Below are 23,172 nucleotides of genomic sequence, written 5' to 3' on the forward strand. Positions count from 1 at the left end.
GGCTGTGGGCCTCCCTTCCATAGCGATGGCAATATGATTTTGCCGCTTATTCGTCGTTCATCTTCAAAGCGGCGATAAAGGCTTCCTGCGGAATTTCCACCTTGCCGAACTGGCGCATGCGCTTCTTGCCTTCCTTCTGCTTGTCCAGAAGCTTGCGTTTGCGCGTCGCGTCGCCGCCATAGCATTTCGCCGTCACGTCCTTGCGCAACGCGCGCACGGTTTCGCGGGCGATGACCTTGCCGCCGATGGCCGCCTGGATCGGAATCTGGAACATGTGCGGCGGAATGAGTTCCTTCAGCTTTTCGCACATGCCACGCCCACGCCGGTCGGCCGCCGAGCGGTGCACCAGCATGGAGAGCGCATCCACCGGATCGCCATTGACGAGGATCGACATCTTGACGAGATCGCCTTCGCGATAGTCGATGATGTTGTAATCGAACGAGGCGTAACCCTTGGAGATGGATTTCAGGCGGTCGTAGAAATCGAACACCACTTCGTTGAGCGGCAGCTCATAGGTGATCATCGCACGGTTGCCGACATAGGTCAGCTCCGTCTGCAGGCCGCGCCGGTCCTGACAGAGTTTCAGGATACCGCCGAGATATTCGTCCGGCGTCATGATCGTGGCCTTGATCCAGGGCTCGCGGATTTCCTTGATCTTCACAACGTCGGGCATATCGGCCGGGTTGTGCAGTTCCTTCTCCGTGCCATCGGTCAACGTCATTTCATAGACGACCGAAGGAGCGGTGGCGACGAGATCGAGATTGAACTCGCGCTCGAGGCGTTCCTGAATGATTTCGAGATGCAGCAGGCCGAGGAAACCGCAGCGGAAACCGAAACCGAGGGCGGCGGACGATTCCATTTCGAAGGAGAAGGAAGCGTCGTTAAGACGAAGCTTGCCCACAGCCGCGCGCAAATCTTCGAAGTCGGCCGCATCGACCGGGAAGAGGCCGCAGAACACCACGGGCTGCGCAGGCTTGAAGCCGGGCAGGGCTTGCGACGTCGGGCGCTTGTCGTCGGTGATGGTATCGCCAACACGCGTATCGGCGACTTCCTTGATCGAGGCGGTGATGAAGCCGATCTCGCCGGGGCCGAGGCTGTCGACATTGACCATCTTCGGGGTCAGCACGCCGACGCGCTCGATGCCGTATTTCGCGCCCGAACCCATCATGCGGATCTGCTGGCCCTTGCTCAGCACGCCGTCGATAACGCGCACCAGAACCATGACGCCGAGATAGGTGTCATACCAGCTATCGACCAGCAGCGCCTTCAGCGGACCGTTTTCGCCAACTTCGCTCTTCGGCGGCGGCAGACGATGGACGATGGCTTCCAGCACATCGGGAATGCCAAGACCGGTCTTGGCGGAAATCATCACGGCGTCGGAGGCGTCGATGCCGATAACCTCTTCGATCTGCTCCTTGATACGGTCGGGTTCGGCCGCCGGCAGGTCGATCTTGTTGAGCACCGTCACCAGCTCGTGGTTGTTGTCGATGGCCTGATAGACGTTGGCGAGCGTCTGGGCTTCCACGCCCTGCGATGCATCGACCACCAGCAGCGAACCTTCACAGGCCGAAAGCGAGCGGGACACTTCGTAGGCGAAGTCGACGTGGCCGGGCGTGTCGATGAGGTTCAGCACATAGGTCTCGCCGTTATTCGCCTTGTAGTGCAGGCGCACGGTCTGGGCCTTGATGGTGATGCCGCGCTCGCGTTCGATATCCATCGAATCGAGAACCTGTTCCGACATGTCGCGTTCGGCAAGGCCGCCTGTCGACTGGATCAACCGGTCGGCCAGTGTCGATTTGCCGTGATCGATGTGGGCAACGATCGAGAAGTTGCGGATATGGTCCAGGGGCGTGCGGGTCGAATTTGTGCTCATGTCCCGCGCTATAGCAGGGGCTTGTCACACCGCAAAGCGGGAATTTGGTTAAAAGCCCTTTAAAATGGGCTTTCAGATCGCAAATTGCTCCGGCCAGTCACGGCGGGTGGCCACCTGTCCTTCGGTGCGGAGCCTTGCGACGGCGGCAAGATCGATATCGGCGATCAGAAGCGTGCTCTGTGTCACCGCATCGCTTTCGCTTTCCGCGACGATACCGGATGCGGGCATGCCGTAGTCGGACGGCACGTAAAGGGCGGCGCGGCCGCGATTTTCATCAACAGCGGGAGACCAAGGGGCCTCGCCCGCCGTGGGGGAGGAGAGGATGGCATATTGGTTTTCCAATGCCCTGGCCTGCGCGCCGATGCGTACCCGGTAAGCGCCGGCCAGCGTATCGGTGCAACTCGGCGCGAGCACGAGTTCGACGCCAAGCTCCGCCAGCCGGCGGCCCAGCATCGGGAACTCGTTGTCGTAACAGATCAGGATGCCCAGCCTGCCGATCGGCGTGTCGAAGGCTTTCAGGCCCTCGACGCCGGCATGAATGTTCCATTGCTCCCGCTCGAAGCGGGTCATGATCTGCTTGTCCTGATAACCGATCAGCCCGTCCGGGCCGAACAGCCATGCGCGGTTGCGGAACTTGCCGTCCGGGTCCTTCACCGGTGCGCTGCCCGGCTGGAAGAGGATTTGATGTTGCCGCGCCAGCTCCTCGCAAAGCTCTACCCAGGAAGGGATCAACGGCTGTATCTCTTCGATGGAACGATGCAGATCGGAGCGCGCGGCGGGCGGCAATTGCCCGGTCAGCGCCATGGCCGAATATTCAGGAAGCAGCAACAATTCCACGCCTTTTTCCTTCGCCTCGCGAACGATGGCGGAGAGATGTGCGGCGTAAGCCTCCCATGTCTCGATCAGCTCGATGGCATATTGGCTGGCGGCGAGGCGCGTCATTTGTCTCCGTCTCCGGCAAGAATGGTCTTCATCCAGAAGGACAGGGGTTTCGGGCTCTCGGTGCTTTCGTCGAGGTCCTGCCATGTGAAGCTGGTGCGCAGTTCAGGGTGATGGTGATAACCGCGCTTTTCCCAGAAGGCGTTCAGCGGCACGTAGTCCGCCGGCCGTCGTGGATGGTCTGCGGGTCGCTCCACAGCACAGAAAGTGCACCTGTCGAAGCCGAGTCGCTTTGCATGCGCCTCCCGTTCCTCGAAGAAGCGCACGCCGACGCCATGGCCGCGATAGCCGGGCAGCAGCACACTTTCACCGAAGTAGAATATCCGGTCCGGACCGTAACCCGCTTTGACGAAGGGCTCCTTTACCTCGTCTGTCTCTGCCGCCATCGGCATGCCGGTGGACATGCCGATCACTTTGCCGTCGTCGAGCGCCAGCACGAAGACGGCGCCGTCCGTATCGGCATAGGTCGCGAGATATTTGCGCTCATAGTCCAGCGAGCCGTCATAGAGATAGGGAAAGGCGCGAAATACTTCGATCCGCAGGCGCGCGAGGTCATCGAAATAGGGTGTGGCGTCAATGCCGGAAAGAGACTTGATTTCGACGGTCATGGGCATTTTCACTTTCGGTTGCACTGGTTATACCGTCATGGAAAACCCGCGCAAGCATTGAACGGAGAAGACGATGACCGCTGCCGAGACCATCCGCGCCTATTACGATGCCTTCAACCGTCAGGACATGGATGCCTTTCTGGCGCTTCTTCACGATGAGGTGGTGCACGACATCAATCAGGGCGAGCGCCAGTCTGGCAAGGCCGCTTTCGCCTCCTTCATGGACCACATGAACCGCTGCTATAAGGAAAACCTCACCGATATGGTGATTATGGCAAGCGACGACGGCAATCGCGCTTCCGCAGAATTCATCGTCAATGGCGAATATCTCAAGACCGACGAGGGATTGCCCGAGGCGAATGGTCAGAAATACGTCCTGCCGGCCGGCGCCTTTTTCGACCTGAGGGACGGTAAAGTTAGCCGAGTAACGAACTACTATAATCTGAACGACTGGATTGCACAGGTCGGCGCCTGAGACGCCCTTTCGCCGCAAAGCAACCAGCGGCAAAGAAGATGATAATTTCCATTATCATGGATATTGACTCCATCATATGAGAGTGCAATTCTCATATGATGGAAAACGAAGATCATATTCTTGAACGCTCGATCGGCGAGCGGATCAAAACATTGCGGGCTGAAAACGGCCTGACGCTGGATCGACTTGCGTCCGAATCAGGCGTCAGCCGCGCGATGATTTCCCGTATCGAGCGTGGAGAGGCGAGCCCCACGGCGTCGCTGCTCGCCCGCATCTGCGCAGCCCTTGGTTTGTCGCTTTCCGGTTTCTTCGCCGAAAACGAAGAGGCTGTTTCCCCGCTCATGAAAAAGCGCGATCAGCAGCTCTGGAAAGATCCGGAGACCGGTTATGTACGCCGCGCCATCTCCCCGCCGCGTGTGGGATCCGATGTCGATATCGTCGAAGTCGAGTTTCCGCCCGGCGCGCGCGTCGGCTTCCCTCCGCATGCGGCAAGCCGGGGGATGACGCAATATGTCTGGCTTTTCGAAGGTGTGCTGGAAATGACGAGCGGCGGAGACGTTCACCGGCTGGAACCCGGCGATTGCCTTTTCATGCCGGTGGGCGAGGGGCATGTTTTCCACAATCCTACCGAAAAACCTGTCCGTTATGCCGTCGTGCTGGATCAACGACAGCGCTGATTTCCCCACAGGAGTTTTTATGACCACCATCCGCGTGTTGAACGGGCAAGAGACGATCGACGCCCTGCCCGAACTCTGCGAAGTCCTCGCCGCCTGCGTGAACGGCGGCGCTTCCGTGGGCTTCATGTTGCCCTTTTCCCCGCACGATGCCGAACCTTTCTGGCGATCCGCAGCGGAAACAGTGGGCGAGGGGACGACCATTCATGTGGTGGCGGAAGTCGATGGCAAGGTGGTCGGCACCGTGCAGGTCGGCCTTGCTTCCAAACCTAACCAGCCGCATCGCGGCGATCTGATGAAACTTCTCGTGCATCCGTCCGCGCGAGGCCTCGGGCTTGCCCGCAAACTCATGCAGAAAGTGGAGGGGGAGGCGGCAAAACGGGGTCGTACCCTGCTGGTGCTGGATACGGCCACGGGCAGCGATGCCGAGGCGATTTATCCTCGCCTCGGCTGGGAGCGGGTCGGTGTCATCCCCGATTACGCTTTGTTTCCGGATGGACGCTTTTGCGGCACGACCCTGTTTTACAAGCGGATCGGCTAGGCCTCCCAATCTGCCGCCCTATTGACCCGGCTTCAGTGTACGGTTGAAGGCGGCAGCGATCATCGTCTCCAATTGCGCGTGAATATCCGCACGGTCCCTCAGTCCGGCCGGTTCGCAGATCGGATCGCGCTCGCCGACGGATTTGAGAAAGGCGTCGGCACCCGGTTTGCACAGCGGCAGGAAGCTGAAATGATTGGCCTCATCTACTTGCTGATAGGTCGCGCCAGGCACTTCGTCCGCGAGTTTATCCGCAAGCACGGCGGGCGGAATTTTGCCCTTGCTGCCGAGATTGATGAAGGTCAGCGGAATATCGATCTGCTTCAGGCTGTCAGGCTGAAAGGCGAGCGCCAGACCGGGATCGACCAGCACGGCGGACCGAATGCGGGGATCGCGGTTCTGCTGCTCGAATCTTGCCTTGTCGATGGTTCTGAGATCGAGCTTCGGCACGCTGACCGGCTCGCCGTTGAGGTAACCCCGGCCACCGGTGAACCATTGGCAATCCATCATCGTGGAATAGTCTTCGCAATAGCGCGCATAGGCATCGAGATCGGCGCGCGCACCCGAAATCTCCATCGCCGCACTGCCGCCGAGCGAAAAGCCGAGCACGCCGATCCTCTGCGCGTCGATCGCACTCGACCATTTGCCCTTTGCCGTTAGAACAGTGACAATCGTGGAGAGATCGTCCGTTCGCTCCCAGATTTTCGGTGTATCGGCGGGTGTGGAATCGCCGCTGGTGGTCCCGGGGTGGTTGGCTCCGGCCACAATGAAACCTTCGCTCGCAAGCTTCGCGGCGATCCATGCCATGCCGGACGCTCGTGAACCCGAGCCGTGAGACAGAAGCACAAGCGGCAGCTGACCCGTTTTCACGGCACCATCCTTGAACATGGGCGTGCCCTGAAAAATCCGGTCATCGCCGGAAAGCGTCTGCGTGCCCTTTCCGTCGGAGGGATACCAGATGGTGACGGCAAGGTCCTTGCCGCGTGCTGGCGAATGGATGGTGGTTTCGCTGACACCGACAGGCTCGCCTGCAAGAACAGGCTGGGTGACGAGAGCGGAAAACAGGATGGCCGTGATGGTGGCGATAGGGCGCATGAAAACCTCGTGCAGTTGAAAAGAACGGGATTCAATCTGCGCTGCCACATATTTTTTGCGTCCTTGATCGTGTTAAAGGTCGTCCCGAAACGCGATATGGTCCATGAATTGGCAATATAAGCCGTTCTTTCGGGGATATTCATTCGTGCTGTTCATTCCGCTGCCTTTCGTCGTGGCGCTTCTGCTGGTTGTCATGTTCATCGTTTTCTTTCGAGGCGGAGACGATGTGCGAACCAATCGGGCCTTTCTGACGCTGATCGCGCTTTGTGCCCTTCAATCCGTCCTTGTCGGACTGCGCTGGGGGTATGGCGTCAGCGAAGCGCGTTATGTTTTGCCGGTCCTCGCCGCCTGCCTGCCGCCGCTCGTCTACATTGCTTTTCGTGGGCTGATGAGAGTGGCGGCGGAGAGCAGGATGGCGATGCTTGCCAACCTTGCTTTGTCGCCTTTGCTCATCGTCATCATGGAATTCATCTGGCCGATGGCGATCGATCTTGCGCTGATCGTCATCTTTGTCGGCCACGCCATTGCCCTGCTTCTTCTTGGCAGAAAGGGGCCGGATGGGCTGGACGAGGCGCAATTTGCCAGCGTCACCTCGGCGCACCGGGCGCTTATTATCGCTGCCATCGCTCTTTGTGTTTCTGCCCTGTTCGATCTGCTCGTGTTTTTCGATTTCGAATGGGCGCATGGGCAGAATGTTGCAGCGCTGGTCAGTAACGCCAATCTTTTTGGCCTGCTGTTGATTGGCCTCATGGCCGCGCTGGCCGGCAAGAGCAAGGCGCCGCAAACAGCCATAGAACCTGTCGCGGAATTGCCACCGTTGGCGGAGCCATCGGAACAGGACCGCGATATCGTTGCAAGGGTTGATCGGCTGATGGAGACACAGGCGCTTTACCGCGACGAGAACCTCAACCTGTCGCGGCTTGCAAGACGCCTCGGCCTGCCGAGCCGGCAGATATCAGGCGCGATCAACCGCTCGCTCGGCGTCAATGTCTCGCAATATGTCAATCAGTTGCGCATCCGCGAAGCCTGCCGGTTGCTGGAAGAGACGGAGCAATCGGTGACGGCGATCATGCTGTCCTCCGGCTTTCAGACCAAGTCCAACTTCAACCGCGAATTTCGCCGCGTCACCGGTATGAGCCCGGTCGACTGGCGCGAGCGTGAAGTGTGGAAGCTGGTCTCGCCAAACAAAACGGCCACCCGGCAGCTGCCAGATGACCGTTTGAAGATCGTCGGAAAATGATGGGTGATCAGAGCGTGCCGTTGCGCTGCTGGATCATCATATAGGTGTCATAGGTGTATTCGGCGATCTGCGCCCAGAGATAGGCGTCCTTTTTGAAGGCCTGCTGGCTCTCGTAGATTTTCTTGAAGCTCTCGTTCTTGGCAGAAATCTCCGCATAGGTGTCCTGGGCCGCCTTGTGGCAGACGTCGAGGATTTCCTGGCTGAAGGGGCGCAGGATGGCGCCCTGCGCCACGAGTTCCTTCAGTGCCTTGGGATTGCGCGCGTCGTAACGCTCCAGCATGCTGGCGCTGCCGGCGGCGCAGGCGTCTTTCAGGATGCGCTTGTAGTTCTCCGGCAGCTCATTGAACTTCTGCAGGTTCACGAAGGCATGCACGGCCGGGCCGCCTTCCCACCATGCCGGGTAGTAGTAATATTTCGCGACCTTGTAGAAGCCGAGCTTCTGGTCGTCATAGGGGCCAACGAATTCGGTGGCGTCGATCGTGCCCTTTTCCAGCGCCGCATAGACATCGCCGCCGGCGATCTGCTGCGGTGTCACGCCGACCTTCTGCATCACCTGGCCGGTCAGGCCGGCAATGCGCATCTTCAGGCCCTTCAGGTCATCGATGGTGTTGATTTCCTTGCGGAACCAGCCGCCCATCTGGGCACCGGTATTGCCGAGCAGGATCGAGTAGATATTGTGCTGGGCAAGGAATTCATTGAGCAGCTCATTGCCGCCGGCCTGGTTGAACCAGGCATTCGTCTGGCGTGCATTGAGGCCGAAAGGAACCGAGGTTCCGAGCGCGAAGGTCGGGTCCTTGCCGACGTAATAATAGGAGCAGGTATGCGCCATTTCGACGGTCCCGGCCGTCACCGCATCCGCCGCCTGCAGCGCCGGCACGATTTCGCCGCCGGCAAAATGCTGAATGACGAAGTTGCCGCCGGAGGCTTCCTTGACATGGTCGGCGACGATCTGGCCCGCGCCGAAAAGAATGTCGAGGCCCTTGGTGAAGGACGACGTCATGCGCCAGGTGATCTTGGGGTTTTCCTGTGCGATGGCCGGAGCGGCAAGCGCCGTTGCGGTAACACCGGCGCCGAGCGCGCCCGCCTTGCGGATAAATGATCTGCGATCCATGTCGATAAGCCCTGCTATGTCTGCATATTACAGGCGAACCGCACGGTACGCCTCCCGCTGGCTACTAATCATTTATCCCTGCAGCCATCAAGAGGGAATGTTCGAAACGTGCGTGATCTCCGGTGATGCTTGGCGAATGTTGCTTCGTCACGTCTTTCCGCGTCACTTGCTGCGCATCAACGCCGGGTCGTCCATTGCGGGATTATAAAACAGCGAAAGCGTCAGGCTTCTGGCGATGCGTTCCGCCGTTTCCATGAACCAGCCATGGGCCTCTCTGTTCGGCGCGATGTCATCCAGCGTGGCGGAAAAAAGCGCAAGCCACTGCGGGAAAAGCTCCGCCGACATGCCCTTTACGCCGAGATGCGCCTGCACGGGCTTGCCGCCATAGCCACCATTCTTGAACGCGACAGCCGCCCAGAACTGTTTCATCCTGGCCATATGCTCCGGCCAGCGCCCGGCAAGCCGCGCATCAAAAACCGGGCCGAGCGTGGGATGTTCAAGAACGCGGCCGTAAAATGTTTCCACCAGCAAATCGATAAAACCGGCATCGACGCCGATCTCCGCCATGGCTTTTTCCGCCCTGTCCTGAATTTCCGCGCTGTGAGCGGCTCTGGCCGCAACGTCGTCCTGCATGGTGTTTCCTTTTTTGCGAATTTACCCCGCTGCGATGCGGCCTGCAATGCGACCCTTTGCCTTATTGGAATTATTCTAAAATAGCTTGATCCTGCTGCAGCATGGATGTATTTAGAATTATTCTAAAAAAGGTTTCAGCCATGTTTCGCAGTCTTTTTTCCCTGTCCAAACGCCCCTTTTCCTCCCTCGGCGAACAGGAAATCCTCGCGCTCGCCATTTCATCCGAAGAGGACGATTCCCGTATCTATCGCTCCTATGCCGATCATCTGCGCGCGCAATATCCGCAATCGGCGAAAGTCTTCGACGATATGGCGGAGGTCGAGCAGCAGCATCGAAACGTGCTGATCGACATGCATCGCCGTCGCTTCGGAGAAACCATCCCGCTGATCCGCCGCGAACATGTCCGTGGTTTTTACGAGCGTACCCCGGACTGGCTGGTGAAGAACCTGTCGCTCGAAAAAATCCGCGCTCAGGCCGAATTGATGGAAGCCCAGGCGATCCGCTTCTACGATGAGGCCGTCAAGCGTACCAGCGATGCCTCGACACGCAAGCTCCTCGGCGATCTGGCCGAGGCGGAGCGGGGTCACGAAGACATTGCGCAGATGCTGGAAGAAAAACACCTCGATGAAAACGGCAAGACCGAAGAGGCGGAAACCGCAAAACGGCAATTTCTTCTGACCTATATTCAGCCGGGTCTTGCGGGGCTTATGGATGGCTCCGTCTCGACGCTCGCGCCGATTTTCGCGGCCGCCTTTGCCACGCAGGATACCTGGCAGACCTTCCTCATCGGCCTCTCGGCCTCCGTCGGTGCGGGCATCTCCATGGGTTTCACCGAGGCCGCCCATGATGATGGTAAGCTTTCTGGCCGCGGTTCTCCGGTAAAGCGGGGCCTGGCCTCGGGCATCATGACGGCCATAGGCGGTCTCGGCCATGCCTTGCCCTATCTCATTCCGCATTTCTGGACGGCAACGGCGATTGCCGCCGTCGTCGTTTTCGTGGAACTCTGGGCCATCGCCTTCATTCAGAACCGCTTCATGGAAACGCCGTTCCTGCGCGCGGTGTTTCAGGTGGTCCTCGGCGGCTCACTGGTGCTCGCGGCCGGCATCATCATCGGCAATGGGTGAAAAAAGAAAGAGCCCGCGAGGGCGGGCTCTTAATTCCATCGAACTTGGGATTAGGTGTCAGCGCAATGCGCCAACCAGCACGTCGCGACCGTCTTCGATGGACACCCAACGGCCCGTATTGAAGGACGCCTGCCGCTTCAGATAGGTGTAGTTGGTGTCGGTCCACAGCTTCACGTCGTCGGTGAGATTATCGAGAATATAATCGCCGTCGGTGGTGCGAAGGGTCAGCACGGCATGGCCCTCGCCATCCGGCTTGCGCACGACGGTGATCAGAAGATCAGCCACGGAAAAACCACGCTCGACCAGCTTCTTGCGCTTCAGCAGCACGAAATCTTCGCAGTCGCCGGCGGTCGTCGGATATTCCCAGACTTCGTCTTTGCCGTAGATTTCCTGGTCGGTCATCGCCACGATGGTGGTGTTGACGGACGTATTGACCTCGCGAATGACATCCCAGCCATAATCCGTGACGCGCGGCGGCGGTGTCGCCTTGCTGCGAATATTGCATTCGTCGGCATATTTCTGACAGAACTCATAATGGCCGATCGGCTGGGATGTAATCCCCCCCGTCACCATGGAAGGGCTTCCCTTGGTTTCCGCCGTGGCGGAGGCGGCAGTCATTAGCCCGGCGGCAACTGCAAACAGCAGCGCACGCGCCAGCGGTGCGTTCATCATGAAACCCGTCCCTTAATTCTTAACGAAAAGTTAAGAGGGATAGGGGGTTTGAGTCAATCGCTAGCAATCGGCGGCGCGCAAGACTCGTCGAATATGGTTAAGAGCGTTGCGCAAATGCCTATATTGCAAGGGCTTTGACCGCGGCGAGCATCCGCTCGATATCCTGGGGCCGGGAAAGCCGATGGTCGCCGTCGCGGATCAGCGTCAGCACGACGTCGTCGGACGGAAGATGTTCGAGAAGCTTCAGCGCATGCTGATAGGGAACATCGGGATCGCGCATGCCCTGCAGGATGTGAACGGGGCAGCCGGTGGTGATGATACCCTGCAGCACGCGGTTCTGCTTCCCGTCCTCCATCAGTGCGCGGGTGAAGATGTTGGGCTCGGGGCTATATTCCGAATGTTCCTCGAAGTACCCCTTTTCCACCAGAGAGGTTTTTTCCGCATCGGAAAGGCTTGGCTCTATCAGTTCCTGCGTGAAATCCGGCGCTGGCGCAATGAGGACGAGACCGGCGACGGATGGCGCGCTACCCGTCTTGCGCAGCTCCTCGACCATGCGTAGCGCAATCCATCCGCCCATGGAGGAACCGATGAGAACGACGCGCGACGGCGCCTTTGCGCGCACCACGGCAAGCGCCTCTTCCAGCCAGCGGGAAATCGTGCCCTTCCTGAAGTCGCCGCCGGAAGCGCCATGGCCGGAATAGTCGAGCCGCAGGCAGGCAAGACCGTTTTCCGCGGCGAAGCGATCGAGTTCAACCGCCTTGGTTCCGGTCATGTCGGAACGATAGCCGCCGAGCCATACCAGCGTCGGTATATTTTCGCCCGAAGCCGCCGGGCGATGAAGGAAAGCGATGTCGCGCGTGTCGTTGTCGGGGCCTACACGCAGGAATTCAGCGGCTTGTTCGGTCATGTATATGCAATTCTCCTGATTTTGGTGCAACAACGGCGGCGTATTTGCAAAAACCGTGACAACAGGTGATCTTTTCGGGCAGATATGCTATTGACTTCGCCACGGCAATAACGACATTTCCGCCGCTTGTACCAAACAAGCTGTTTTTTGCCGACGTGATCCAGAAACAGATCAGGAGAATACGACCATTCGCAGACCTTTCAAAGCCGATGCCCCCGTCAAGGAGGGGCCGCGCTCCAACCGGGAAATTCGGGTTCCCAGAGTTCAGCTTATTGATGAAGAGGGCCAGAACCTCGGTAGCATGCCGACGGATCAGGCTTTGAAACTGGCGGAGGAGGCCGGTCTCGATCTCGTTGAGATTTCGCCGAACGCGGAACCGCCGGTATGCAAGATCCTCGATCTCGGCAAGCTGAAGTACTCGACCCAGAAAAAGGCCGCTGAAGCGCGCAAGAAACAGAAGATCGTCGAAGTTAAAGAAATCAAGATGCGCCCGAACATCGACACGCATGACTATGACGTGAAGATGAAGGCGATGGGACGTTTCTTTGACGATGGCGACAAGGTGAAGGTAACGCTGAAGTTCCGCGGCCGCGAAATGGCCCACCAGGAACTCGGCATGAAGCTTCTCCTCCAGGTGAAGGAAGACACCCAGGCGATTGCCAAGGTGGAGGCCGAGCCGAAGCTGGAAGGCCGTCAGATGATGATGGTTCTCGCCCCGAAATAATCTTTTTACGCGTTCACATCACCGGCGCGTATCCCACCGCAAGGGGAAATTTTCATTCCCCGTTGCGCTTTTAGCCGACTGCGGTTATAAGCGCGCGTCCGAACGGTCCGGCAGGGCATGCCGAGGCCGTTCCTGAATAGCTTGAAATAGGCCTCGTCTGCCTGTTTCGATACAAAAACGGAGTAGCAAAATGCCCAAGATGAAGACGAAGTCCGCTGCAAAGAAGCGGTTCAAGATCACCGCAACCGGCAAGGTTGTTGCAGCCGCCGCCGGCAAGCGCCACGGCATGATCAAGCGTACCAACAAGTTCATTCGCGACGCGCGTGGAACCATGGTTCTCGCCGAAGCTGACGGCAAGAAAGTCGTCAAGAACTACCTGCCGAACGGTCTCTGAGACTTTTCCGCACTTTTGGACACTTTAAGGAGATCATGACATGGCACGCGTAAAACGTGGCGTAACTTCCCGCGCCAAGCACACCAAGACACTCAAGGCAGCCAAGGGCTTCTACGGCCGCCGCAAGAACACCATCCGCGCAGCAAAGGCTGCCGTGGATCGTTCCAAGCAGTACGCTTACCGCGACCGCAAGGTCAACAAGCGCAACTTCCGCGCTCTGTGGATCCAGCGTATCAACGCTGCTGTTCGCGAATTCGGCCTGACCTACGGCCGCTTCATCGACGGCCTGAACAAGGCTGGCATCGAAGTCGACCGCAAGGTTCTGTCCGACATGGCTATCCATGAGCCGGCAGCATTCGGCGCGCTCGTCGAAGCAGCGAAGAAGGCTCTTGAGTACCTCAAGGATGCTGGTACGGCCAACGAGTTTGAAACCGCTGTAAAGTAATTACGGCGCGGACAATCTGTTGTTCATTTGAAACCCGCGCCGGTCCTCCGGCGCGGGTTTTCGTTTTTTGGAATTCACGGCAGTTTCGGCAAGGGCGTGGAACGCTTTTGCGCCGAGGTTGCCAAAAGGGTGGGGCATCCGGCTCTCGGTCGGCAGGTTCCATTGGGGGCGGAAAATGCTGGTTGCCGCAAGCGAGGCGGAAAAGGCGAAGGGTTTCCACGTCCATCTCGAAGATGGCGATATCGCAGCCTTGATGCGGGCTTTGCTTAAGAGCGAGCGCCGCGTGCAGAAACTCGAGCTTTCCACGACAACCGTCTGGATCAAGCGCCAGGGCACGGAAACGCCATCCTGGTGGATAAAGCTGCAGACCTTTCTCGCAAAGCTGCTTCCCTACACTTTCATGCGCCCATCGCCGCCGCTCGACGGCGCAGGCCTGATGCGCCGTGAACTCGAAACATTGCAGGTCTTCAAGGCTCGCGGGTTTCCCGTTCCGCCCATCATCTATTCTTCGTTGACGGCCGTTGTCCTCGGCGATGTCGGCCCCACCATCATGGAGCATATGGATGCGATTAAAACCGCGAGGCCGGCGGAACATGATGCCCTGCTGGTCAAATCTGCCGAGGCACTCGGCGAATTGCATGCGGCAGGCCTTTGCCACGGACGCCCGCATGTGCGCGACTTTTTTCTCGAACATGGCCGCGTCGGTTTCATGGATTTCGAGGAGCGCCCGCAGGAAGTCATGCCGCTCGAGACGGCGCAGGCCCGGGATATATGGCTGCTGTTTTTACAGGTCGCGACACGCGCCTGCGATGCGCGGAAAACCTGCGATGCCGCCTTCGCCCGCTGGCGCGAAAACGCCCCGCCCCGGGCGCTGGAAGAATTGTGCCGTCTGACCGGCATTCTGGGGCGTTTTTTACCGGTTGCCCGGTTGATCGGGCGCGTGCGGATGGGTAGTGATCTGCGACGCTTTATCATGGCGACCGACTATCTGATGAATGCTGTGAACCCCGAAGCCGCTGTTAAAAAGACCGGCAAGGCAGGAAAAGATGACTGAACTTGATACCTTGAAATCGCAATTGATGTCGGAGATCGCCACCGCTGCCGATGAGCCGGCCATTGAAGCCGTGCGTGTTTCCGCGCTTGGCAAGAAGGGCTCGGTTTCGGAGCTTCTGAAGACGCTTGGCAGCATGACGCCGGAAGAGCGCCAGACCCGCGGCGCCGCCATCAACCAGCTCAAGACCGAAATCACCGACCTCATCGGCGAGCGCAAGAACGCGCTGAAGGACGCCGCCATTACCGCCCGGCTGAAGGCCGAAACGGTGGATGTCAGCCTGCCGGTTCGCCAGTCCCCGGCCGAGCGCGGCCGCATTCATCCGATCAGCCAGATCGTCGATGAAATCACCGCGATCTTCGCGGATATGGGTTTCTCGATCGCCGAAGGTCCCGATATCGAGACCGATTATTACAACTTCACGGCGCTGAATTTCCCCGAAGGCCATCCAGCCCGCGAAATGCACGACACCTTCTTCTTCCAGCCGGATGAAAAGGGCGAGCGCAAGGTGCTGCGCACCCACACCTCGCCGGTGCAGATCCGCACCATGGAAAGCCAGAAGCCGCCGATCCGCATCGTCATTCCCGGCAAGACCTACCGTCAGGATTCCGACGCCACCCATTCGCCGATGTTCCATCAGGTCGAAGGCCTTGTCATTGACAAGAAGGCGCATGTCGGCAATCTGCGCTGGATTCTGGAAGAATTCTGCAAGACCTTCTTCGAGGTCGACAGCGTCGTCATGCGTTTCCGCCCCTCCTTCTTCCCCTTCACGGAGCCGAGCTTCGAAGTGGATATCCAGTGCGACCGTTCCGGCCCCATCGTCAAGTTCGGCGAAGGCAAGGACTGGATGGAGATCCTCGGCTGCGGCATGGTACATCCGAACGTGCTGCGCGCCGGTGGGCTGGACCCGGATGAATATCAGGGCTTTGCCTGGGGCATGGGCCTCGACCGCATCGCCATGCTGAAATACGGCATGCCTGATCTGCGCGATTTCTTCAACGCCGATGTCCGCTGGATGAACCACTACGGCTTCCGCCCGCTCGACATGCCGACGCTGTTCGGCGGTTTGAGCGTTTAATCCGGTTAGCCAAGGAGCAAAGACATGAAATTCACTCTTTCCTGGCTGAAAGAGCATCTCGATACCGATGCGACGCTGGATGAGATTTGCGAGCGTCTGACGGCAATTGGCCTTGAAGTCGAGGATGTTGACGACAAGGCGGCCTACAAGCCTTTCGTCATCGCCAAGGTACTCTCCGCCGAGAAGCACCCGGAAGCTGACCGCCTGAAGGTTCTCTCCGTCGATGCCGGCGACGGCAAGCCGGTGCAGATCGTCTGCGGCGCGCCGAATGCACGCGCCGGCCTCGTCGGTGCGCTCGCGCGTCCGGGCATGTATGTTCCGGGCATCGACGTCACCCTTGCCGTCGGCAAGATACGCGGCGTGGAAAGCCACGGCATGATGTGCTCCGAAAAGGAGCTCAACATTTCCGACGATCACGACGGCATCATCGACCTGCCGGAAGATGCGCCGGTCGGCACCTCTTTCGCCGCCTATGCCGGGCTCGACGATCCGGTCATCGAAATCAACCTGACCCCGAACCGCCCGGACTGCACCTCGATCTACGGTATTGCCCGCGATCTCGCCGCTTCCGGTCTCGGCACGCTGAAGACGAGACCCGCGCCGTCCTTCAAGGTGGAAGGCGCAACCCCGGTCGACGTGAAGCTTGAGCTGGACGATGCGGCGCTCTGCCCCGGCTTTTCGCTGCGTATCGTGCGCGGCGTGAAGAACGGCCCCAGCCCGAAATGGATGCAGCAGCGCCTGCTGGCAATCGGCCTGCGCCCCATCAATGCCCTCGTTGACATCACCAACTACATGACCTTCGATCAGGGCCGGCCGATGCACGTCTTCGACGCCGCCAAGGTCAAGGGCGATCTGACGGTTCGTCGCGCGAAAGAGGGCGAGACCATCCTCGCGCTCGACCAGCGTGAATATAAGCTCGGCCCGAACAATGTCGTCATCGCCGACGAGAAAGGTCTCGAATCCATTGGCGGCGTCATGGGCGGCGAACATTCCGGCTGCGATGACAATACTGTCGACGTGCTGATCGAGTCCGCACTCTGGGATCCGATCAACATCGCCAAGACCGGCCGTTCGCTCGGCATCATCACCGATGCGCGTTATCGTTTCGAGCGTGGCGTCGATCCGGAATATATGGTTCCGGGTCTGGAGCGCACCACCGAACTGGTTTTGGAGCTATGCGGCGGCGTTGCTGGCGAAGCCAAAGTCGTCGGCTACAAGGGCCATCAGCCCGAGGTCGTGGATTTTCCGCTGGCGGAAGTGAAGCGACTGACAGGTCTGGAAGTCTCGGCGGAAGAGAGCCTTGCCATTCTCAAGGGTCTCGGCTTCGGCGTAGAGGGAACGGGCGAGCGTGTGTCCGTCACCGTGCCGTCCTGGCGTCCGGATGTCGATGGCAAGGCCGATCTGGTGGAAGAGGTCATGCGCATTCATGGCGTCGACAATATCAAGCCGGAACCGCTGGAAAGCTTCGGCGCCGTCAACGGTCGTATCCTGACCACGCTGCAGATCCGCACCCGCACCGCGCGCCGTGCGCTGGCAAGCCGCGGCATGCTCGAGGCCGTCACCTGGTCCTTCATCCCGGAAGCGCAGGCGAAACTCTTCGGCGGTGGCTCGCCGGCCCTGAAGCTCGCAAACCCGATTGCGGCCGATATGTCTGACATGCGGCCCTCGCTGCTGCCCGGCCTGCTGACCGCCGCACAGCGCAATGCCGACAAGGGCTATGGTGACGTCGCGATCTTCGAGGTTTCCGGCACCTATGAGGGCGATACGCCTGATGCGCAGCGCCGCGTTGCCGGCGGTGTTCGTCGTGGCACGGCCTCGCTCGCAGGCAGCGGCCGCATGTGGTCCAATGCTTTGAAGGGCGGCGGCAAGCCCGTGGATGTCTATGACGCCAAGGCCGATGCGCTCTCGGTGCTGGAAGCCTGCGGCCTGCCCATGGCCAATGTGCAGATCGAAGCCGGCGGCCCCGGCTGGTATCACCCCGGCCGCTCCGGCACCATCAAGATGGGTCCAAAGGTCGTGCTCGGCTATTTTGGTGAGTTCCATCCGAAGACGCTGTCCGAACTGGATGTCTCCGGCGCCTATTGCGGTTTTGAGATTTATCTTGACGCCATGCAGGAGCCGAAGAAGAAGGCAACCCGCACCAAGCCTGCGCTCGAGCTTTCGCCCTTCCAGGCGGTGAAGCGCGACTTCGCCTTCGTGGTCGACAAGTCGGTAGAGGCGGGGGCCATCATCAAGGCTGCAACGAGCGCTGACCGCAAGCTGATCACCGGCGTCAATGTCTTCGATATTTTCGAGGGCGCATCGCTCGGTGAAAACCGCAAGTCGGTGGCCATCGAAGTGCAGATCCAGCCGGTCGACAAGACGCTGACGGACGAGGATTTCGAGGCGCTGACGGCCAAGATCGTCGGCAATGTCGAGAAATCGACGGGCGGTGTTCTGCGCGCCTGAAAACGGATGACGAAATGAAAAAAGCCGCGGCAACTGCCGCGGCTTTTTTGTTTTATCGGTTGGCCATCCGTGACATCTGTTCTGGGTAACGCGCGCCGGCGACCTTTGCGGGCGAAAGCAGCGCGCCAAGGCTGGCGGCTTCTTCTGCTGTCAGCGATACCTCCGCTGCGGCAACATTCTTCTCCAGATTGGCGATTTTTGTCGTGCCGGGAATAGGAACGATGAAGTCGCCCTGCGCCAGAACCCAGGCCAGCGCCAGTTGTCCGGCGGTCACGCCCTTCTCAGTCGCCATGTCCTCCAGAAGCTTGATGAGCGCCAGATTGGCGTCGAAGTTTTCGCTCTGGAAGCGTGGCAGGCCGCGGCGGAAGTCGTCGGATGCAAGGCCGTCGAGCGTCTTTAATGCGCCAGTCAAAGCGCCGCGCCCGAGCGGGCTGAAGGGGACGAAACCAATGCCAAGCTCACGGCAGGTTTCCAGCACGCCGTTTTCCTCCACGTCGCGGGTCCACAGCGAATATTCGCTCTGAATTGCCGCAATCGGATGAACGGCGTGTGCCTTGCGAAGTGTCTCGGCACTCGCTTCTGAAAGGCCGAGATGCTTCACCTTGCCCTGCCGGACCAGCTCGGCCATGGCGCCTACCGTGTCTTCGATCGGAACATTTGGATCGACGCGATGCTGGTAGAACAGGTCGATCTCATCGACGCCGAGGCGTTTGAGAGAGGCTTCGGCGACGGCGCGCACATTTTCCGGGCGGCTGTCGGTGCCCACCATCATCTGGCCAGCGGGTTTGCTGGTGTCGATTTTGAAGCCGAACTTGGTGGCAATGATCACCCTGTCGCGATAGGGCTTCAAACCCTTGCCGACAAGGATTTCGTTATTGTAAGGCCCGTAAACCTCCGCCGTATCGAAAAAGGTGACGCCGAGTTCGACGGCGCGGTGCAGCGTTGCAATTGCGCTGCTCTCATCGCCGGTCGGGCTATAGGCATGTGTCATGCCCATGCAGCCGAGGCCAAGCGTCGAAACGGAAAGGTTGTTTCCGAGGGTTCTTTTTTTCATCTGTTCGTCCTTCCAAAGGAACCGCCCGTCATCAGGGCGTTATGAGAAAATAGCGTCTCGTGGCGGCAAAAATAATCGCTGCAAATCCGCTTGGGTTGTTCTATCATTTAGAACAATGAACCGTGTGCAACTCTCCCAGCTGGCTGTTCTCGCCGCCGTTGCCGAAGGCCGCAGCTTTCGCAAGGCCGCCGCCGAACTTGCCATTGCGCCTTCCGCCGTCAGCCATGCGGTGTCGTCGCTGGAGGCAAGCCTTGGGCTGCGCCTGCTTCATCGTACCACCCGCAGCGTTTCACCGACAGAGGAAGGCAAGCGGCTTCTCGAGACGCTTGGTCCGGCGCTTGCCGATATCGATGCGGTCATCGAGACACTCGCCGAGCAGGGCGGAAGACCGGCCGGCCCCCTGCGCATCACCCTGCCGCGACTTGCTGCCGAGGACCTCATCGTGCCCCGGCTGGGCGAGTTCCTGCGGCTCTATCCCGATATTTCACTCGAAATTTCAACGGATGATCGTTTCGAGGATATTGTCGCGAAAGGTTTCGATGCGGGTTTGCGGCTTGGCGAACACCTCGATGCGGATATGATTGCGGTAAAAGCGAGCGGCGCATGGCGCGGCGCGATTGTTGGCGCCCCCTCCTACTTCGTAGAAAATCCACCGCCAATTGACCCAAGGGATCTCATCCGGCATCGCTGCATCCGCCGGCGTTTCGCCAGCGGCCTTATCTACCGCTGGGAACTGGAGAAGAATGGCAAGCCATTGGTGGTCGATGTGCAGGGGCCGCTGATCCTGTCGGACCAGAGCCTCATTCGCCGGGCAGCGATTGACGGCGCAGGGCTGGCCTTCGTTTTCGAGCAGCGTGTTGAAGACGATATCAGGGAGGGAAGGCTGATCCGCGTGCTGGAGGACTGGTGTGCGCCCTTCGATGGCTTCTATATCTATTATCCCTCGCGCCGGCAGATGCGGCCGGCGCTGAGAGCCTTTGTGGATTTCTTCCGCTTCAGGAGTTGATCAGAACTTGATGCGATAGCGGATATGGCCGTCGCTTTTAACGTAGCTGTCATAGAGCTTCTGGGCGCGGTGATTGTCCTCGCCGGTATGCCAGTATAGCCGTGACCAGCCCTTATCCTTGCAGATGGCGACAAGATCGTCCATCAGCGCCCGGCCCGTTCCCTTGCCGCGGATTTCGCCATCGACGAACAGGTCCTCCAGATAGCAGTCGGGCGTCTTTACCCAGGTGGAATCATGGAAGTGGTGAATGGCGAAACCGGCCATGCGGTCGCCGAGCAGCGCCACCCGCATGGAGACGCGGGATGCGGGATCGAGAATGCGCGCCCAGGTATGCTCGGTCACCTCATCGGCAAGATCGACATCATAAAAGGCAAGATAGTCGTTCCACAGGCGCAGCCATTCCGCCCGGTCAGCCGGCTGCGCGTCGCGAATTCTAAGCTCCATGTTATGCGCCCGCCTTGTCGAGCAGCGTCATCATCTCATCCGTCAGCTTTAAGTTGACGGCGCGTTTGAAGCTTTCAAGCTGGGACAGGCTGGTGGCGCTGGCGATCGGCGCGGTTATCGCCTTCTTTCGCAACAGCCAGGCCAGCGCAATATCCGCGAGCTTCGCGCCGGTTTCCACTGCCACCGCATCCATGGCACCCAGAATGGCAAGCCCGCGCGTATTGACATATTCGCCCACGCGATAGCTGCGGGCGACGCCTTCCGTATCGGCCTTGGCACGATATTTCCCGGTGAGGAAGCCGGCGGCGAGGCTGTAATAATTGATGACGCCGATCTCTTCCTTCTGGCAAAGCTCGGCAAGCGGACCTTCGAAATCCTTGCGGTTATAGAGATTATACTCCGGCTGCAGCACGTTATAACGGGGAAGATTGTTTTTTGCAGCCGTGTCCAGCGCTTCCTGAAGCTGGCTTGCGGAATAATTGGAGCAGCCGATGGCGCGGATTTTTCCCTGCTCCTTCAGCTTGCCGAAAGCGGCGAGCGTTTCCTCCAGCGGCACATCCGCATCCGGCTTGTGGGCGAGGTAAAGGTCGATATAGTCGGTTTGCAGCCGCTTCAGCGACGCTTCCACGGCCTCCGCGATCCACTTGGCGCTGAGGCCTGTCTTCTGGCCGCGATTGTCAAAACCAACCTTGGTGACGATTACCGCATCTTCGCGCCTGACGCCCGACTGCTTCAGCCATTTGCCGATGATCGTCTCGGACTCACCGCCCACATGCCCATCCACCCAGGCGGAATAGACATCCGCCGTGTCGATGGCGTTGAACCCGGCGTCGAAAAAGGCGTCGAGCAGGGCAAAGGAAGTCTTCTCATCCGCTGTCCAGCCGAACACGTTGCCGCCGAAGACGATCGGGGCGATGGAGAGGCCGGTGCGGCCGAGGCTTCGTTTTTCCACGGGGAATGCTCCTGTTGCTGTCTTGGTGGCAAGGTAGCAACTGCTCATCCGCATAACCATTCAATTCCTTTGATGGCATTCATCAGGAAGCAGCGGGGTCTGAGATTATCAGGCCTGAAAACCGCGATAATGGCTGGGAGGGTAACGATTATGCTGCTGCCAGACGCGCCGCAAATGCCGGGCAGAGGCAAAACCCGCCCGTTCGGCGATGGCTTCCATATCCAGGCGGCTGTTGGCGAGAATGTCGCGCGCGAGATTGACCCGCATCAGGTTGACATAGTCGATGACGCTGATGCCGGTATGCTCGCGAAACAGACGCGACAGATGCCTTTCGCTGAGCGCCGCAATATCGGCCAGCCGCTCCAGTGACCATTCCTGCGCCGGCTCGGCCATCACACGGTCCTGAACCCGGTGAATGGCGGGGTGGATGTGGTTGCGGCCGGTGAGCCAGGGGGAGATTTGCGGATCGCTGCCGCTGCGCCTGAGATAAACCACCATGGTTTTGGCAATACGCGCGGCGACCGCCGGGGATGTCAGCCGGGAAACGACATGCAGCATCAGGTCGATGCCGGTGGAAATACCGGCACTTGAGAAGCGGTTGCCATCCTCGACGAAAAGGCGGTTTTCGGCCACCTGGGACAGCGGCGCAATGCGGCGCAGCCCTTCAACGCAGTCGGCATGGGTCGTGCAGTTGCGCCCATCGAAAAGCCCGGCTTCGCCCGCCAGCAGCGCGCCGGAACAGATGGAAATGACTGTCGTATCGGGGCGCACCGCGCGGCGCAGCCATGCCGCCAGCGCCTGCCGCTCTCGCCGTGTCTCCGGATCGTTATCGAAGCGTGATGTGCTGCCCGAGATCAGCAGGAAAGCATTTTCCGGCAGGGTCGCAGGCAAGTTCTCCAGCCCTGAAAGCGCAAGGCCGATGGAAGATTGTTGTTTGTCAGTCGCCGCAATGTAGCGGCAGTCGAAATGGATGTCCCGTTGTTCCCCGTTGGCATAACGGATCACTTCGAGCGGGCCGGCAATATCGAGCAACAGCGCATGTGGCGGCACAAGCGTATAAAAGGGAATGGTGAGCGTGCCGCCTTTATCCATCAGGCGGCCTCTTTCACGGCGGCCAATGCATCATCGACGGTCACGATGCGCGCAAAGCGGCCAGCCAGCACCAGCTCGGTCCGCTTGCGGATATCGTCCGGGCTGAAGACGGTGCCGGAAGCATGTGTCATCGGGAAAGTCAGCGTCGCTTCGGTGACGTAGTCGACGCTGTAACCAAGATCGGAAGCGTGCCGGGTGGTGGTTTCACAGCATTGTTCGGTACGGATGCCGGAGACGATCAGCCGGTTGATGCCCTTCTGCGTCAGCCAGATTTCGAGGCCGGTGCCGGCAAAAGCCGAATGGCGGTTCTTGTGAAAGGTGACATCGGGGGTAATCCGCACACCCTCCAGCGCCCGGATATAGCCGCTGTCTTTTGAAAAGGCCCTGTCGCCATCGACATGGAAGATTTGTACGACGGGAATGCCCGCAGTCCTTGCACCGTCGATCAGTGCCTGCTGCTTCTCCAGATAGGCGGCAAGCTCGCTTTCCTCGAAGTAAGGGGCATGCCGAAAGGATTCCTGAACGTCGATGACAAGCAGTGCTGTATGGGAAGAGGACATTTCATGTTTCTCCATTGGGTTCATGCATAGCATAA

25 protein-coding genes are annotated in these 23,172 nt (G+C 59.4%); 12 read left to right on the plus strand and 13 right to left on the minus strand.

The window, feature by feature from the left end:
* Positions 1-46: 46 nt before the first annotated feature.
* Genes lepA through ACQZ5K_RS00855 form a run of 3 tightly spaced genes read right to left on the minus strand, consistent with a single transcriptional unit; the run spans position 47 to position 3,420 of the window.
* Positions 47-1,885, minus strand: a complete 1,839-nt coding sequence (lepA, locus tag ACQZ5K_RS00845; protein WP_448739610.1) for a translation elongation factor 4 — start codon at positions 1,883-1,885, stop codon at positions 47-49.
* 60 nt (positions 1,886-1,945) lie between these two features.
* Complete coding sequence (locus tag ACQZ5K_RS00850; protein ID WP_448739404.1) at positions 1,946-2,815, minus strand: carbon-nitrogen hydrolase family protein; 870 nt, start codon at positions 2,813-2,815, stop codon at positions 1,946-1,948.
* Positions 2,812-3,420, minus strand: coding sequence for a GNAT family N-acetyltransferase (locus ACQZ5K_RS00855; RefSeq protein ID WP_448739405.1), 609 nt, complete (start codon positions 3,418-3,420; stop codon positions 2,812-2,814). Before ACQZ5K_RS00855 ends, ACQZ5K_RS00850 begins: the two co-directional genes overlap by 4 nt.
* Before the next feature lie 73 nt (positions 3,421-3,493).
* Here ACQZ5K_RS00855 and ACQZ5K_RS00860 point away from each other — a divergent pair, with 73 nt between their 5' ends.
* From ACQZ5K_RS00860 to ACQZ5K_RS00870, 3 genes are all read left to right on the plus strand, one after another.
* A complete protein-coding gene (locus ACQZ5K_RS00860; RefSeq protein WP_448739406.1) occupies positions 3,494-3,895 on the plus strand; it encodes a ketosteroid isomerase-related protein in 402 nt (133 codons plus the stop codon).
* A gap of 95 nt (positions 3,896-3,990) precedes the next feature.
* Complete coding sequence (locus ACQZ5K_RS00865) at positions 3,991-4,572, plus strand: helix-turn-helix domain-containing protein (RefSeq protein WP_448739407.1); 582 nt, start codon at positions 3,991-3,993, stop codon at positions 4,570-4,572.
* 19 nt (positions 4,573-4,591) lie between these two features.
* On the plus strand, positions 4,592-5,110 hold the full coding sequence (locus ACQZ5K_RS00870) for a GNAT family N-acetyltransferase (protein WP_448739408.1): 519 nt from the start codon (positions 4,592-4,594) through the stop codon (positions 5,108-5,110).
* 18 nt (positions 5,111-5,128) lie between these two features.
* Here ACQZ5K_RS00870 and ACQZ5K_RS00875 read toward each other — a convergent pair whose 3' ends face one another.
* Complete coding sequence (locus ACQZ5K_RS00875) at positions 5,129-6,202, minus strand: alpha/beta hydrolase family protein (RefSeq protein WP_448739409.1); 1,074 nt, start codon at positions 6,200-6,202, stop codon at positions 5,129-5,131.
* A gap of 145 nt (positions 6,203-6,347) precedes the next feature.
* Between ACQZ5K_RS00875 and ACQZ5K_RS00880 the strand changes: the two genes are divergently transcribed.
* Positions 6,348-7,442 carry a helix-turn-helix domain-containing protein gene (locus ACQZ5K_RS00880; RefSeq protein WP_448739410.1) on the plus strand — a complete coding sequence of 365 codons (1,095 nt, stop codon included), beginning with the start codon at positions 6,348-6,350 and terminating at the stop codon, positions 7,440-7,442.
* A 7-nt stretch (positions 7,443-7,449) separates the two neighbouring features.
* Here the strand turns inward: ACQZ5K_RS00880 and ACQZ5K_RS00885 are convergent, their stop codons facing one another.
* Entirely contained in the window at positions 7,450-8,553 is a 1,104-nt protein-coding gene (locus ACQZ5K_RS00885) for a TRAP transporter substrate-binding protein (protein WP_065654685.1), read from the minus strand.
* Positions 8,554-8,715: 162 nt separating this feature from the next.
* Positions 8,716-9,186 (minus strand): group III truncated hemoglobin, encoded by a 471-nt coding sequence (locus tag ACQZ5K_RS00890; RefSeq protein WP_174038732.1) that lies wholly within the window; start codon positions 9,184-9,186, stop codon positions 8,716-8,718.
* A 140-nt stretch (positions 9,187-9,326) separates the two neighbouring features.
* Here ACQZ5K_RS00890 and mbfA point away from each other — a divergent pair, with 140 nt between their 5' ends.
* Positions 9,327-10,310 carry an iron exporter MbfA gene (gene mbfA / locus ACQZ5K_RS00895; RefSeq protein ID WP_448737165.1) on the plus strand — a complete coding sequence of 328 codons (984 nt, stop codon included), beginning with the start codon at positions 9,327-9,329 and terminating at the stop codon, positions 10,308-10,310.
* Positions 10,311-10,367: 57 nt separating this feature from the next.
* On the opposite strand, the gene ACQZ5K_RS00900 is transcribed toward mbfA, so the two are convergent.
* Together ACQZ5K_RS00900 and ACQZ5K_RS00905 are read right to left on the minus strand one after the other, a co-directional pair.
* Complete coding sequence (locus ACQZ5K_RS00900; RefSeq protein ID WP_003524508.1) at positions 10,368-10,982, minus strand: transglutaminase-like cysteine peptidase; 615 nt, start codon at positions 10,980-10,982, stop codon at positions 10,368-10,370.
* A gap of 118 nt (positions 10,983-11,100) precedes the next feature.
* The gene (locus ACQZ5K_RS00905; protein WP_448739411.1) at positions 11,101-11,889 is read right to left on the minus strand and encodes an alpha/beta hydrolase; all 789 of its coding nucleotides are present in this window, start codon (positions 11,887-11,889) and stop codon (positions 11,101-11,103) included.
* A gap of 187 nt (positions 11,890-12,076) precedes the next feature.
* On the opposite strand from ACQZ5K_RS00905, the gene infC reads away from it, so the two are divergent.
* From infC to pheT, 6 genes are all read left to right on the plus strand, one after another.
* Entirely contained in the window at positions 12,077-12,613 is a 537-nt protein-coding gene (infC, locus tag ACQZ5K_RS00910) for a translation initiation factor IF-3 (protein ID WP_078051391.1), read from the plus strand.
* Between the two features lie 190 nt (positions 12,614-12,803).
* Complete coding sequence (gene rpmI / locus ACQZ5K_RS00915) at positions 12,804-13,007, plus strand: 50S ribosomal protein L35 (protein ID WP_003493355.1); 204 nt, start codon at positions 12,804-12,806, stop codon at positions 13,005-13,007.
* A gap of 40 nt (positions 13,008-13,047) precedes the next feature.
* Complete coding sequence (gene rplT, locus ACQZ5K_RS00920) at positions 13,048-13,452, plus strand: 50S ribosomal protein L20 (protein ID WP_003493358.1); 405 nt, start codon at positions 13,048-13,050, stop codon at positions 13,450-13,452.
* A gap of 175 nt (positions 13,453-13,627) precedes the next feature.
* Positions 13,628-14,506, plus strand: coding sequence for a phosphotransferase (locus ACQZ5K_RS00925; RefSeq protein ID WP_127756722.1), 879 nt, complete (start codon positions 13,628-13,630; stop codon positions 14,504-14,506).
* Complete coding sequence (gene pheS, locus ACQZ5K_RS00930; RefSeq protein ID WP_080833170.1) at positions 14,499-15,581, plus strand: phenylalanine--tRNA ligase subunit alpha; 1,083 nt, start codon at positions 14,499-14,501, stop codon at positions 15,579-15,581. The genes ACQZ5K_RS00925 and pheS overlap by 8 nt, the downstream gene beginning before the upstream one ends.
* A 24-nt stretch (positions 15,582-15,605) precedes the next feature.
* Positions 15,606-18,029, plus strand: coding sequence for a phenylalanine--tRNA ligase subunit beta (gene pheT, locus ACQZ5K_RS00935; protein WP_448739412.1), 2,424 nt, complete (start codon positions 15,606-15,608; stop codon positions 18,027-18,029).
* Between the two features lie 52 nt (positions 18,030-18,081).
* Here the strand turns inward: pheT and ACQZ5K_RS00940 are convergent, their stop codons facing one another.
* Positions 18,082-19,083, minus strand: coding sequence for an aldo/keto reductase (locus ACQZ5K_RS00940; protein WP_448739413.1), 1,002 nt, complete (start codon positions 19,081-19,083; stop codon positions 18,082-18,084).
* Between the two features lie 115 nt (positions 19,084-19,198).
* Between ACQZ5K_RS00940 and ACQZ5K_RS00945 the strand changes: the two genes are divergently transcribed.
* Positions 19,199-20,089 carry a LysR family transcriptional regulator gene (locus ACQZ5K_RS00945; RefSeq protein ID WP_448739414.1) on the plus strand — a complete coding sequence of 297 codons (891 nt, stop codon included), beginning with the start codon at positions 19,199-19,201 and terminating at the stop codon, positions 20,087-20,089.
* Here ACQZ5K_RS00945 and ACQZ5K_RS00950 read toward each other — a convergent pair whose 3' ends face one another.
* From ACQZ5K_RS00950 to ACQZ5K_RS00965, 4 genes are all read right to left on the minus strand, one after another.
* Positions 20,090-20,533 (minus strand): GNAT family N-acetyltransferase, encoded by a 444-nt coding sequence (locus tag ACQZ5K_RS00950; protein ID WP_003524518.1) that lies wholly within the window; start codon positions 20,531-20,533, stop codon positions 20,090-20,092.
* Between the two features lies 1 nt (position 20,534).
* Positions 20,535-21,485 (minus strand): aldo/keto reductase, encoded by a 951-nt coding sequence (locus tag ACQZ5K_RS00955; protein WP_448739415.1) that lies wholly within the window; start codon positions 21,483-21,485, stop codon positions 20,535-20,537.
* A gap of 108 nt (positions 21,486-21,593) precedes the next feature.
* Positions 21,594-22,577, minus strand: a complete 984-nt coding sequence (locus tag ACQZ5K_RS00960; protein WP_448739416.1) for a GlxA family transcriptional regulator — start codon at positions 22,575-22,577, stop codon at positions 21,594-21,596.
* A complete protein-coding gene (locus ACQZ5K_RS00965; protein ID WP_448739417.1) occupies positions 22,577-23,137 on the minus strand; it encodes a cysteine hydrolase family protein in 561 nt (186 codons plus the stop codon). The genes ACQZ5K_RS00960 and ACQZ5K_RS00965 overlap by 1 nt, the downstream gene beginning before the upstream one ends.
* Positions 23,138-23,172: the final 35 nt, after the last annotated feature.

It is taken from the genome of Agrobacterium sp. 22-226-1 (assembly GCF_053522345.1).